This window comes from Limnohabitans sp. TEGF004, assembly GCF_027924965.1.
GTDB lineage: Bacteria > Pseudomonadota > Gammaproteobacteria > Burkholderiales > Burkholderiaceae_C > Limnohabitans.
In genome coordinates, this window is sequence record NZ_AP027056.1 from 2,436,502 (window position 1) to 2,449,087 (window position 12,586).

The following is a 12,586-nucleotide window of genomic DNA, read 5'->3' on the forward strand; positions in this document are numbered from 1 at the left end:
CGTTGGTCAATCAAATTAAGCGGGGCAAGCCCCGCACCAACGGTCTTGGATGGCCTGTGCAACTCCGAGAAGTTGCCTCAGCCCACCACTCTGGGCGCTGCTTACGCAGCACCCGGATTTTTTGCTGTCGCCTTAAGCGCCAACAGTTTGCAAATCAACGCGCACGCCCACACCCATGGTGGAGGACACGGCGACTTTGCGCAGGTAAACGCCTTTGCTGGATGCAGGCTTGGCTTTGTTCAAAGCCTCGATCAGTGCAGCCAAGTTGCCTTGCAGCTTGTCTGTGTCAAATGAACGACGACCGATGGTGCCGTGCACGATACCGGCTTTGTCAACGCGGAATTGGACTTGACCAGCTTTGGCGTTGCGCACAGCAGTCGCGACGTCTGGTGTGACGGTGCCGACTTTGGGGTTAGGCATCAGACCGCGTGGGCCCAAGATTTGACCCAAAGTACCCACAACGCGCATGGCGTCAGGGGCGGCGATCACCACGTCGAAAGGCATGTCACCGGCTTTGACCATCGCGGCCAAGTCGTCCATACCAACGATGTCAGCACCAGCGGCTTTGGCTTCTTCGGCCTTGGCGCCTTGTGCGAACACAGCCACGCGAGCAGTTTTACCAGTACCGTTAGGCAAGACCACGGCGCCACGCACCACTTGATCAGACTTCTTAGCGTCGATACCGAGTTGCACTGCAACGTCGATGGACTCATCGAACTTGGCAGTGGCGCACTCTTTGACGATGCCGATGGCGTCAGCCAAGGCGTACAGCTTGTTGCTGTCGACTTTGCCTTCAAAGGCTTTTTGTTTTTTAGTCAACTTAGACATTTACACGCCCTCCACAGTCACGCCCATCGAACGGGCAGAGCCGGCGATGATGCGAACAGCTGCGTCCAAATCGGCCGCGTTCAAGTCTTCCATCTTGGTCTTGGCGATCTCTTCGAGCTGAGCGCGAGTGATCTTGCCAACTTTGTCGACGTGTGGACGAGCAGAGCCCTTGTCCAACTTGATAGCCTTCTTGATCAAGGTTGTCGCTGGAGGCGTCTTGATGATGAAGGTGAATGATTTATCTGCAAACGCAGTGATGACCACTGGCAATGGCAGACCTGGCTCAACGCCTTGGGTCTGGGCGTTAAACGCCTTGCAGAATTCCATGATGTTCAAACCACGTTGACCCAATGCTGGGCCGATGGGTGGTGATGGATTAGCTTTACCTGCTGGAACTTGCAGCTTGATAAAACCGACGATTTTTTTCGCCATGCTTTTCTCCTTGCGGGTACAAACGTTCTTTCGAACTCCCCGGGGTTAACGACTCTTTTCTAATGTTTGGCACCGAGTCGGGAAGCGCCAAACCACAAACTTTTTAAACCGATCAGGTCTTTTCGATCTGACCGAATTCCAATTCCACAGGCGTTGCACGACCGAAGATGGTGACCGAGACGCGCACTTTGCTCTTCTCGTAGTTGACCTCTTCCACCGTACCGTTGAAGTCGGTGAACGGGCCTTCTTTGACTCGCACCAACTCGCCCACCATGAATTCCACCTTGTGACGAGGCTTGTCAGCACCGTCTTGCATTTGGCTCACGATTTTCTGAACTTCAGCTTCAGAGATGGGCGCAGGACGGTTCTTAGCCCCCCCCACGAAACCTGTCACCTTGTTGGTGTGCTTCACCAAGTGCCATGACTCGTCATCCATGACCATTTCAACAAACACGTAGCCCGGAAAAAACTTGCGCTCAGCGGTACGACGCTGGCCGTTTTTCATCTCAACCACCTCTTCAGTTGGCACCAAGATACGACCAAATTTGGTTTCCATGCCAGCGCGCGCAATGCTTTCGCGAATGTTGCGCTCGACGGCTTTTTCCATGCCGGAGTAAGCATGAACCACATACCAACGCAAATCAGGATTCACGTAAGCAGGTGGCGTTGAAGCCGCGTCAGCGGCGGCGTTGTCGATGATGTCGCTCATTATTTTTTCCAGCCCAGAATCAGGTCGTAAAACACCCATTCGAGGGTCTTATCGGTCAACCACAAGAACAGCGCCATGATCACCACAAAGGCAAACACATACAGAGTCATTTGCGTGGACTCTTTACGAGTTGGCCACACGACCTTATTAACTTCGCGCCACGCGTCATTACCAAAAGCCACCAACTGGCGACCAGGCAAAGACAACAAGAAAACCACCACCGCAGCCACCAAGCCACCGACCAATGTCAGCCATTGGACGATAGCACCTTGCGCAGGCAGCATGTAAAAACCTGCCAACGCAGCCACGACCAACCCCACCACCAAGACAAGTTTTGCTTTGTCGGCTGTCGTCGAGACGGTTTCAATATTTGCTGCAGACATGAATGAGGGTTTTCCTGTACCGTTTTTTATGCGTTGATTAAGACACCGAAGCCCGCCATCTTGGCGGGCTTGGTAAACCACAGAGCTTTAAAACTTTAGTGGCAGGGGCGGAGGGAATCGAACCCCCATCGACGGTTTTGGAAACCGCAACTTTACCACTAAGCTACGCCCCTAAATCTAGCGCTTAAATTTGTGAATTAAGCAATGATCTTAGCAACCACACCAGCGCCAACAGTCTTACCGCCTTCGCGAATAGCGAAGCGCAAGCCTTCTTCCATCGCAATGGGGTGGATCAACTTCACAGTGATCGACACGTTGTCACCTGGCATCACCATCTCTTTGCCTTCTGGCAACTCGATAGCACCTGTCACGTCAGTCGTACGGAAATAGAACTGGGGACGGTAGTTATTGAAGAATGGTGTGTGGCGGCCGCCTTCGTCTTTAGACAACACATAGATCTCAGCTGTGAAGTGCGTGTGTGGCTTGACTGAACCTGGCTTGCACAGCACTTGGCCGCGCTGCACGTCTTCGCGCTTTGTACCGCGCAACAAGATACCCACGTTGTCGCCAGCTTGACCTTGGTCCAGCAACTTGCGGAACATTTCCACGCCGGTACAAGTGGTCTTGACTGTGTCAACGATACCCACGATTTCGATTTCTTCGCCGACTTTGATGATGCCGCGCTCGATACGACCGGTCACCACAGTGCCGCGGCCAGAGATCGAGAACACGTCTTCCACTGGCATCAAGAAAGCACCGTCCACTGCGCGCTCAGGCGTAGGGATGTAGCTGTCCAAAGCAGCAGCCAATTTCAGGATAGCTTCTTCGCCCAATGGGCCTTTGTCGCCTTCGAGGGCCAGCTTGGCTGAACCCTGAATGATTGGGGTGTCGTCGCCTGGGAAGTCGTATTTTTCGAGAAGTTCGCGAACTTCCATTTCGACCAATTCCAACAACTCAGCGTCGTCCACCATGTCGCACTTGTTCAAGAACACGATGATGTAAGGCACGCCCACCTGACGAGCCAACAAGATGTGCTCGCGAGTTTGTGGCATTGGGCCGTCAGCAGCCGAACACACCAAAATAGCGCCGTCCATTTGAGCAGCGCCAGTGATCATGTTTTTCACATAGTCGGCGTGACCAGGACAGTCCACGTGCGCGTAGTGACGTGTTTCAGTCTCGTACTCAACGTGAGCGGTGTTGATCGTGATACCGCGAGCTTTTTCTTCTGGAGCCGCGTCAATTTGGTCGTAAGCCTTCGCTTCGCCGCCAAACTTCAAAGACAGGATCGTGGTGATCGCAGCTGTCAAAGTTGTTTTGCCGTGGTCAACGTGACCAATGGTGCCCACGTTCACGTGCGGCTTGGTACGTTCAAATTTTCCTTTTGCCATCTTTCGACTCCAAAAAATAGGTCAATCACAAAAATTCTGGTGCCCTTGGCGGGAATCGGACCCGCGACCTCTCCCTTACCAAGGGAGTGCTCTACCACTGAGCCACAAGGGCAAATCATTGATCGCCAATCAATCCATCGAAAACCACAGGTGGAGCGGGAGACGGGAATCGAACCCGCGTCATTAGCTTGGAAGGCTAGGGTTCTACCATTGAACTACTCCCGCATCAGATCAGAAAAGATCGTCACAGTTGCAGGCCTACCGGCACTTCTACTTGTTGGTTTTCGCTGGTGGAGGGGACTGGATTCGAACCAGTGTAGGCGTAAGCCAACAGATTTACAGTCTGCCCCCTTTAGCCACTCGGGCACCCCTCCGGCGAATCGCGAACTATAGCAGAGTTTTAGGGTATTCGCGAGTCTTCGGACCCAAATGACTCACAAATTCCATTCCAAGCTCAGGTTTTTCTGCGCCAACCAAATCTTGGCTTGCGAAAAATGACCGCAACCGATGAAGGGCCGTGGCGGGCGCAAGGCCGACAACGGCGAGGGATGGTTAGCCTTGAGCACCAAAGCCTCGCGTTTGAGAGGTGCGCCATCACGCAAACCCAGAAAACCTGTCGACTGGGCACAGGTTTCGCGCTCAATCAATTCAGCCTTGGCTTGGGCGTGACCACCCCAGAGCATGTACACGCACGCAGGCGCGGTGCACGCCACCTCGGTCAACAAGGCATCCGTCAACTGCTCCCACCCGCGCTTGGCATGACTGGCGGGCTGGCCATCTTCCACCGTCAAACTGGTGTTGAGTAGCAAAACCCCACGCTTGGCCCAGGCCTCTAAAGAGCCACTGGTTGGCGCGGGTTGACTCAAGTCACGTTGAAGCTCTTTGAAAATGTTTCGTAACGAGGGCGGAATCTTGACGCCAGGCGCCACTGAAAAAGACAAACCTTGCGCTTGGTGCGGCCCGTGATAAGGGTCCTGCCCCAAGATGACCACTTTCACCTGGGACAAAGGCGTCAGCTGCAACGCCCACAAAGGATGCTTGGGATACACCACCGCGCCAGCATCTAAGCGCGATTGCACAAAACTTGCCAATGACATGCCTTGTGCGCTGCGCCAAAACGCATCGAGCACAGGCTGCCAATCAGACTGGACAGCCCAATCAGCTGGCGACCAACGGGTCAAATGCGGCGCACCAACCTCTGCCGGCAACGTTTCGCCAAACAAGTCACCCATCATGCGCAGTTAAGCAGCAAACAATTCGGCCAAAGCTTTACCGGGGTCAGCGGCACGCATGAACGCCTCGCCGACCAAGAAAGCATGCACATTCGCATCGCGCATTTTTTGCACATCGCTGCGCTGCAAGATGCCACTCTCAGTGATCAGCAAACGGTCAGCCGGCACATCTTTGAGCATGCCAATCGTCGTGTCGAGCGACACCTCAAAGGTGCGCAAGTTGCGGTTGTTGATGCCCACCAACGGCGTTTTGAGTTTGAGCGCGCGTTGCAACTCAGCCGCGTCATGCGCTTCCACCAACACAGCCATATCTAAGTTGCGCGCAATGGCTTCCATCTCCGCCATTTGCGTATCGGTCAAGCAAGCAGCAATCAGCAAAATGCAGTCCGCGCCCATCACGCGCGCTTCGTACACCTGATACGGGTCAACCATGAAGTCTTTGCGCAGCACAGGCAAGTCACATGATGCGCGGGCTTGCTTGAGGTAATCCACTTGGCCTTGGAAGAAGTCTTTGTCAGTCAACACAGACAAACACGCTGCGCCATGTTCGGCATAGCTTTGGGCGATGTCGGCAGGAATGAAGTCCTCACGAATCACACCTTTGGATGGACTGGCTTTTTTGATCTCGGCAATCACCGCAGGCGAGCCCGCTGCAACCTTGGCGCGCAATGCGCCCACAAAGTCACGCGTGAGCACACGGCTTTCGGCATCAGCACGCATGGCCGCCAACGACTTACGTTGCAGTGCAGCTGCTACCTCTTGGTGTTTGACGGCAACGATTTGGTTCAGGATGTCTGACATGGTTTCTTTCTAGCGCCAAGCGCTTATTTATGCAGCAGTGAGCTGATGCGCCACGGTGACCAATTGATCCAGCTTGGCCTTGGCTGCGCCCGAAGCCAGCACTTGACGTGCAAGCGCAATGCCAGCTTCGATGCTGTCAGCCACATTGGCCGCATACAAAGCCGCGCCAGCATTGAGCACCACAATGTCGCGTGCAGGACCAGCTTGGTTGTCCAACACGCCCAGCAACATGGCACGCGATTGCTCTGGCGTTTCCACGCGCAAAGCGCGGTTGCTGCTCATGGCAAAGCCAAAGTCTTCGGGGTGAATTTCATACTCGCGCACTTGGCCGTCTTTGAGCTCACCCACCAAGGTGGCCGCACCCAAGGACACCTCGTCCAAACCATCTCGGCCGTACACCACCAACGCGTGTTCGGCACCCAAGCGCTCTAAAGCGCGCACTTGGATACCCACCAAGTCGGGGTGAAACACACCCATCAAAATATTGGGAGCGCTGGCAGGATTGGTGAGTGGACCCAAGATGTTGAAGATGGTGCGCACGCCAAGCTCTTTGCGAACCGGAGCCACATTTTTCATCGCGGGATGATGGTTGGGCGCAAACATGAAGCCAATGCCCACATCGGCAATGCACTTGGCAATTTGCGCAGGCGGCAAATTGATGTTGACGCCCAAGCTCTCCAACACATCGGCGCTGCCGCTTTTGCTGCTGACACTTCGGCCACCGTGTTTGCTGACTTTGCCCCCCGCAGCAGCGACGACAAACATCGAGCAAGTCGAAATATTGAACGTGTGCGAACCATCACCACCGGTACCCACGATGTCCACCATGTGCGTGCGGTCGGGCACGTCCACCTTGGTAGAGAACTCGCGCATCACTTGGGCTGCAGCCGTGATTTCACCAATGGTTTCTTTCTTCACGCGCAAAGCAGCGATGAACGCCGACATCAACACCGGAGACATTTCGCCGGACATGATGAGGCGCATGATGTGCAGCATCTCGTCGTGAAAAATCTCACGATGCTCGATGACGCGCTGTAACGCTTCTTGGGGCGTGATTGCATGGATAGTGGTTGTCATCGCCAGCCTTTACAGAAAGTTTTTCAGCATGGCGTGACCATGCTCAGTGAGGATGGATTCGGGGTGGAACTGCACGCCCTGAATGTCTAGCTCGGTGTGTCGCACGCCCATGATTTCGCCGTCATCCGTCCACGCCGTGACCTTGAGGCACGAGGGGCAAGACGCACGCTCAATCGCCAGCGAGTGGTAACGGTTGACCGTGAACTTCTCGGGCAGCCCAGCAAAGACACCCTCTTGCGTGGTGGTGATGACACTGGTTTTGCCGTGCATCAACTCTTGCGCACGAATGATGTTGCCGCCAAACGCAGCGCCAATGCTTTGGTGGCCCAAACACACACCCAAGATAGGCAGCTTGCCCGCAAAGTGTTGAATGGCCGCCACCGAGATACCCGCCTCAGCTGGCGAGCAAGGGCCAGGCGAAATCACCAAACGGTCCGGCTTGCGTGCCGCAATACCCTCCAATGTGATCTCGTCGTTGCGAAACACCTCGACCTCAGCACCCAACTCTCCAAAGTATTGAACGATGTTGAAGGTGAAGCTGTCGTAGTTGTCGACCATGAGGAGTTTGAGTTTTTTCATTCCAAACCCTCCTCAACCAATTCGCTGGCACGCAACAGGGCGCGCGCTTTGTGTTCTGTTTCTCTCCACTCCAACTCGGGCACCGAGTCAGCCACCACACCGGCGGCGGCTTGCACATAGAGCGTGTCGTTTTTGATGATGCCCGTGCGAATGGCAATCGCCACATCCATGTCGCCGGCAAAACTCAAGTAGCCACACGCACCGCCGTACAAACCGCGCTTGGTGGGTTCGAGCTGGTCAATCAATTCCATCGCATGCACCTTAGGCGCACCCGTCAGCGTGCCCGCAGGGAACGTGGCTTTGAGCACATCCATGCTGGTGAGCGGCTGACCGTCGGGGCCGTCAAGCAACAAACCTTCCACGTTGCTCACGATGTGCATCACATGGCTGTAACGCTCCACCACAAAAGCCTCTGTCACTTTGACGCTGCCTGTTTTGGCAATGCGACCAATGTCGTTGCGAGCAAGGTCAATCAACATCACATGCTCGGCGCGTTCTTTGGGATCGTTGATGAGCTCGACCTCTGCCGCCTTGTCTGCCTCAGGCGTTGCACCGCGTGGACGCGTACCAGCCAAGGGACGGATGGTGACTTTTTGCCCTTCGGGTGTGGACTCTTGACGCACCAAAATCTCAGGCGATGCGCCCACCACATGGGCATCGCCGAGGTTGTAGTAATACATGTACGGGCTGGGGTTCAACGAACGCAGCGCACGATACAAGGACAGCGGACTGGCCGTGAACTTTTTGTGAATGCGTTGACCCACCTGCACTTGCATGAAGTCGCCGGCCGCAATCAAGTCTTTGGCGCGCAGCACGGCGGCCAAGTAATCGTCTTTCGCAAAGCTGCGTTCAGCGGGATGACTGGTACAAGGCGCAATCGATGGCGCTTGCGCAGAGGCTTTCAAACGAAGCTTCAATTCAGCCAGACGCGCCTGCGCTTGTGGGTAGGCATCGGGCTGTGCGGGGTCTGCGTAAACGATGAGCGAGAGCTTGCCCGAGAGGTTGTCAATCACCGCCAACTCTTCGGTTTGCAGCAGCAAGATGTCGGGCATGCCGAGGTCATCGGGTGGGCATGAATGAGCCAACTTCTTTTCGATGTGGCGCACTGTGTCGTAGCCAAAGTAGCCCGCCAAGCCACCGCAGAAACGTGGCAAACCTTGACGCAATGCCACTTTGAAACGCTTTTGGTAATCGGCCACGAAGTCGAGCGGGTTGCCTGCATGGGTTTCAACCACCACACCATCGGTCACCACTTCGGTCTTGGCCGCTTCGCCAAAACCGCTGGCACGCAGCAGCGTGCGGGCGGGCAAACCAATGAAGCTATAGCGCCCAAAGCGCTCGCCACCCACCACAGACTCGAGCAAGAAGCTGCGCTCGCCGTTGTTTTGCACATGGGCCAGCTTGAGGTACAGCGAGAGCGGGGTTTCTAAGTCGGCAAAGGCCTCGGCCACCAACGGGATGCGGTTGTAGCCCTCTTGGGCCAATTGTTTGAATTCGATTTCAGTCATTGTGAGCCTCCACAGCTCGGCCCCATCGCACTGGGGCGTTCATTCGGACAAGTGCTGAGCAGCTAGCGTGTGCTTCAGCGCGGGCACGGCATCAGTGAACCTGAGCGTGCTTTTAAACAAGCGCAGACAACGGCGTACGCCAGGGCCAAGCTCCCCGGTCGTGACAACCTGTGACTGTGTTGCGATGAATGAACATGTGATGCAGTTTAGCAAAGGCTCAGGCCTTGCAAGCCAATGCCTGCGCAATATGCGTCAGGGTATCTACGTGGGCATCCGCATCCACACCATCCACGGGCTCGCCGTGGTTGTAGCCATAACGCACCAGCACCACGGGGCAGCCTGCGGCACGGGCGGCTTGGGCGTCGTTGCTGGAGTCACCCACCATCAATGCTTGGGTGGGTTTAACGCCTAAGGCTTCACAGGTTTTGAGCAGCGGCAACGGGTCTGGCTTTTTACGTTCAAAGCTGTCGCCGCCAAACACATGTGCGAAAAACGAATCCAGCCCTTTGGCTTGCAGTAAAGGTTTGGCAAACGACAAGGGCTTGTTGGTCAAACAAGCTAGCTGCAAACCCGCATCGCGCAACTGTTGCAAACCTTCCGCCACACCCGGATACACCGCGGCAAATTCGCCATTGATGGCGAGGTAGTGATGCTGGTAACGCTGCCAAGCAGGCTCATACAAATTCTCGGCACTGCGCGCATCGCACACGTTGGCGAGACCTTTGACTTCTGGCAAAGCCAACTGATGTGCCAGCACCGAGCGAATCAAATGCTCAGAACCTTTGCCCACCGTGCGCTCAACCAAGGCACGCGTCACGGGCGGCAAATCTAAATCGGTCAACGAACGATTGAGGGCAATTTCAAAATCACCCAAGGTGTCGACCATGGTGCCATCGAGGTCAACGATGGCGGCTTGTAGCGAACGAAGCATCAGGCCAAAGCCACACGCATTTGGTCAATCACCGCTTTGTAGTCAGGCTTGCCAAAAATCGCGCTACCCGCCACAAAGGTGTCGGCGCCTGCATCGGCCACTTGGCGAATGTTGTCGGGCTTGATGCCGCCGTCGACTTCAAGGCGAATGTCTTTGCCGCTGCGTTCAATCCATTTACGCGCCAGCTCTACTTTGCGCAAGGCTGAATCGATGAAGCTTTGGCCGCCAAAGCCAGGGTTCACGCTCATGATGAGGATCAGGTCAATCTCGTCAATCGTCCACTCCAACACGTCCAACGGCTCAGCAGGGTTGAACACCAGCCCCGCTTTCACGCCCTTGCTCTTGATGGCTTGGATGCTACGGTGCACATGGGCGCTCGCATCTGGATGGAAGCTGATGTAGTCAGCACCGGCTTCGGCAAACGAAGCGGCCAAAGCATCCACAGGCGAAATCATCAAATGCACGTCGATGGGCACAGCCAAGCCAGCAGGCGTTTTGGCGTGTGGCTTCAAGGCTTGGCAAATCATGGGGCCGAACGTGAGGTTGGGCACATAGTGGTTGTCCATCACGTCAAAGTGAATCCAATCAGCGCCCGCGGCGATGACGTTTTTCACCTCATCGCCCAAACGGGCGAAATCGGCAGACAAGATGGAGGGGGCGATGTTGAATTTTGGGCGTGTGCTGGTCATGGGGTGATTATTTCATCCAAAATCACCCCATGCTGCGTTACAAATTCCAAGTCGAAGTCCACCCCCAATACATGCCTGAGCAGTCAGACCCAGACGGCGGTTTGTACATGTTTGCCTACACGATCACCATCACCAATGTGGGCAATGTGGCGGCGCAGCTCATCTCGCGCACTTGGAATGTGAACGATGCCAACGGCACGCACGAAAAAATCAAAGGCTTAGGCGTGGTAGGTCACCAACCCTTGCTGCAGCCCGGCGAACAGTTTGAATACACCAGCGGCACACGCCTGCGCACGCCCACGGGCACCATGCATGGCAGCTACTTTTGCGTGGCGGAAGATGGTGAGAAGTTTGATGTCGACATCCCCATGTTTGTGCTCGATGCGCTCAGCGACGAGCCCGGCAAGCGCAACATGCACTGAGCTCCTAGCGACTGAAACCACATGGGCGAATTTGACCTGATCGAGCGCTACTTCAAGCGCCCCACACACAAAGCCGCACTGGGCGTGGGTGACGATTGCGCTTTGTTGCGCCCCTCTGAAGGCATGCAACTGGCCGTGTCCAGCGACATGTTGGTAGAGGGTCGCCACTTCTTAAGCACGGTCGACCCAACCCGCTTGGGTCACAAAGCCTTGGCAGTGAACCTGAGCGATTTGGCCGCTGTGGGCGCAGAGCCCTTGGGCTTCACGCTGGCCCTGTCTTTGCCCCGCGTGGACGAAACTTGGCTGGCCGGTTTTTCAATGGGCTTATTGCGCTTGGCCGACGCACACGGCTGCGAGCTGGTGGGCGGCGACACCACGCAAGGCCCGCTAAACATTTGCATCACGGTGTTTGGCGAAGTGCCCCCCGGCGACGCGCTGCTGCGCCAAAACGCACAAGTGGGCGACGACATTTACATCAGCGGCACCGTGGGCGACGCCCGCTTGGCACTCGAAGTGTTTCGCGGCACGCACACGCTTTCGGGCGAAGCCTTTGAGCAAGCCCGATTGCGCATGGAACAACCCACACCACGCGTAGCACTAGGCACTGCACTTCGCGCCGTGGCCAATGCAGCCATTGATGTGAGCGATGGTTTGTTGGGCGACCTAGGTCACATCCTCAAACGCTCAGGCGTGGGCGCACAAATTGACACCAGATGGCTGCAAACCGCTGGCCACTTTGGCGAAGCACGCTTAGCCGCAGGTATCTCCACCGTCATGGCTGACTTGCCTTGGAACAAACGCCTAGAGTTCGCGCTCTCGGGTGGTGACGATTACGAACTGTGCTTCACCGCACCCGTGAACCAACGCGAACTGGTGCACGCTGCTGCGTGGGAAACCAACACACCTGTCACACGCATTGGTCGCATCATGCAAGAGCAAGGCTTGGTGGTACTGGACCCGCAAGGTCAGCCCATTGCCAAACGCTTTGCGTCGTTTGATCACTTTGCTTAAAGCGTCTGTGCCATCTCGCGGCGTTGTTGCTGCGTGTAACCACCATAGCCCCAATCCGTAGCCGCCAGTTCTTGCACACTGATGTAGCTGGTGGCATGCAACTGCTGGCCCTGCGCCAAATGCAGCGGCAACAAAGCAAACGCCGCTGCAACGAACGCGGCTTTCTCGGCGGTTGAGTTCGTGCCGTGCGTGATGCGAATGTCTAGCTGCATCAGAACTTGAGCAGACACTTCACCGCCCACCCACCAATCATTTGCGGAGATACGCTCAAAGACCACGGAGGTCACATCCGAGCGTTTGTGCAGGACTTGCGTGCTGAGCTCGGTCAACGCTCGCGCTAGGGCATGGGCATCGGTGAGCTGCGCATGGGCGGATAGCTTGAGGGTCAGAATGGGCATCTCAAACCACCTTTGCCTTTGAACTGTCCGTGCACATGGATACGCGTGACTGATGGTGTCGAGCCAAACGACTCAAAAACAGTGACAAACTTCTTGTTGCTTTTGCACAGCTTGCATCCACATCCTCCCAAAAATTCGGAACAGCTTGGCGACGCAAGTGACGCGCCTGTTGCTTGGCCTGGGCAATCAAAGCGTCAC

General features: G+C 55.8%; 15 protein-coding genes and 4 tRNA genes. 2 read left to right on the forward strand and 17 right to left on the reverse strand.

What is annotated here, in order from left to right; all coding sequences use genetic code 11:
- Positions 1-132: 132 nt before the first annotated feature.
- The 16 genes from rplA to rpe all read right to left on the reverse strand — a co-directional run bounded on the left by rplA (position 133) and on the right by rpe (position 10,557).
- Positions 133-828 (reverse strand): 50S ribosomal protein L1, encoded by a 696-nt coding sequence (gene rplA / locus LINBF2_RS11915; RefSeq protein ID WP_281889143.1) that lies wholly within the window; start codon positions 826-828, stop codon positions 133-135.
- Complete coding sequence (rplK, locus tag LINBF2_RS11920) at positions 829-1,260, reverse strand: 50S ribosomal protein L11 (RefSeq protein ID WP_104800531.1); 432 nt, start codon at positions 1,258-1,260, stop codon at positions 829-831.
- Between the two features lie 112 nt (positions 1,261-1,372).
- Positions 1,373-1,969, reverse strand: coding sequence for a transcription termination/antitermination protein NusG (gene nusG, locus LINBF2_RS11925; RefSeq protein WP_281889145.1), 597 nt, complete (start codon positions 1,967-1,969; stop codon positions 1,373-1,375).
- Positions 1,969-2,352, reverse strand: a complete 384-nt coding sequence (secE, locus tag LINBF2_RS11930; RefSeq protein ID WP_104800529.1) for a preprotein translocase subunit SecE — start codon at positions 2,350-2,352, stop codon at positions 1,969-1,971. The genes nusG and secE overlap by 1 nt, the downstream gene beginning before the upstream one ends.
- A gap of 99 nt (positions 2,353-2,451) precedes the next feature.
- Positions 2,452-2,525, reverse strand: a tRNA-Trp gene (locus tag LINBF2_RS11935).
- Between the two features lie 24 nt (positions 2,526-2,549).
- Positions 2,550-3,740, reverse strand: coding sequence for an elongation factor Tu (gene tuf / locus LINBF2_RS11940; protein ID WP_104796798.1), 1,191 nt, complete (start codon positions 3,738-3,740; stop codon positions 2,550-2,552).
- A 37-nt stretch (positions 3,741-3,777) separates the two neighbouring features.
- Positions 3,778-3,852, reverse strand: a tRNA-Thr gene (locus tag LINBF2_RS11945).
- 39 nt (positions 3,853-3,891) lie between these two features.
- Positions 3,892-3,965: transfer RNA gene (locus LINBF2_RS11950), tRNA-Gly, on the reverse strand.
- Positions 3,966-4,028: 63 nt separating this feature from the next.
- Positions 4,029-4,114: transfer RNA gene (locus tag LINBF2_RS11955), tRNA-Tyr, on the reverse strand.
- A 60-nt stretch (positions 4,115-4,174) separates the two neighbouring features.
- Positions 4,175-4,972: a uracil-DNA glycosylase gene (locus tag LINBF2_RS11960; RefSeq protein WP_281889150.1), complete on the reverse strand. Its 798-nt coding sequence runs from the start codon at positions 4,970-4,972 to the stop codon at positions 4,175-4,177.
- Between the two features lie 9 nt (positions 4,973-4,981).
- Positions 4,982-5,773 (reverse strand): indole-3-glycerol phosphate synthase TrpC, encoded by a 792-nt coding sequence (gene trpC, locus LINBF2_RS11965; protein ID WP_281889152.1) that lies wholly within the window; start codon positions 5,771-5,773, stop codon positions 4,982-4,984.
- Between the two features lie 27 nt (positions 5,774-5,800).
- On the reverse strand, positions 5,801-6,850 hold the full coding sequence (gene trpD / locus LINBF2_RS11970; protein ID WP_281889153.1) for an anthranilate phosphoribosyltransferase: 1,050 nt from the start codon (positions 6,848-6,850) through the stop codon (positions 5,801-5,803).
- A gap of 9 nt (positions 6,851-6,859) precedes the next feature.
- On the reverse strand, positions 6,860-7,429 hold the full coding sequence (locus LINBF2_RS11975) for an aminodeoxychorismate/anthranilate synthase component II (protein ID WP_108360472.1): 570 nt from the start codon (positions 7,427-7,429) through the stop codon (positions 6,860-6,862).
- The gene (gene trpE, locus LINBF2_RS11980; RefSeq protein ID WP_281889157.1) at positions 7,426-8,937 is read right to left on the reverse strand and encodes an anthranilate synthase component I; all 1,512 of its coding nucleotides are present in this window, start codon (positions 8,935-8,937) and stop codon (positions 7,426-7,428) included. The genes LINBF2_RS11975 and trpE overlap by 4 nt, the downstream gene beginning before the upstream one ends.
- A 217-nt stretch (positions 8,938-9,154) precedes the next feature.
- The gene (locus LINBF2_RS11985) at positions 9,155-9,868 is read right to left on the reverse strand and encodes a phosphoglycolate phosphatase (RefSeq protein WP_281889159.1); all 714 of its coding nucleotides are present in this window, start codon (positions 9,866-9,868) and stop codon (positions 9,155-9,157) included.
- Complete coding sequence (gene rpe, locus LINBF2_RS11990; RefSeq protein WP_281889161.1) at positions 9,868-10,557, reverse strand: ribulose-phosphate 3-epimerase; 690 nt, start codon at positions 10,555-10,557, stop codon at positions 9,868-9,870. Before rpe ends, LINBF2_RS11985 begins: the two co-directional genes overlap by 1 nt.
- 29 nt (positions 10,558-10,586) lie before the next feature.
- Between rpe and apaG the strand changes: the two genes are divergently transcribed.
- Both apaG and thiL read left to right on the forward strand, forming a co-directional pair.
- The gene (gene apaG / locus LINBF2_RS11995; protein ID WP_281889163.1) at positions 10,587-10,979 is read left to right on the forward strand and encodes a Co2+/Mg2+ efflux protein ApaG; all 393 of its coding nucleotides are present in this window, start codon (positions 10,587-10,589) and stop codon (positions 10,977-10,979) included.
- A 21-nt stretch (positions 10,980-11,000) separates the two neighbouring features.
- On the forward strand, positions 11,001-11,990 hold the full coding sequence (thiL, locus tag LINBF2_RS12000; RefSeq protein ID WP_281889166.1) for a thiamine-phosphate kinase: 990 nt from the start codon (positions 11,001-11,003) through the stop codon (positions 11,988-11,990).
- Here thiL and LINBF2_RS12005 read toward each other — a convergent pair.
- The gene (locus LINBF2_RS12005) at positions 11,987-12,388 is read right to left on the reverse strand and encodes a 4-oxalocrotonate tautomerase (protein ID WP_281889168.1); all 402 of its coding nucleotides are present in this window, start codon (positions 12,386-12,388) and stop codon (positions 11,987-11,989) included. The genes thiL and LINBF2_RS12005 overlap by 4 nt on opposite strands.
- Positions 12,389-12,586 lie beyond the last annotated feature (198 nt).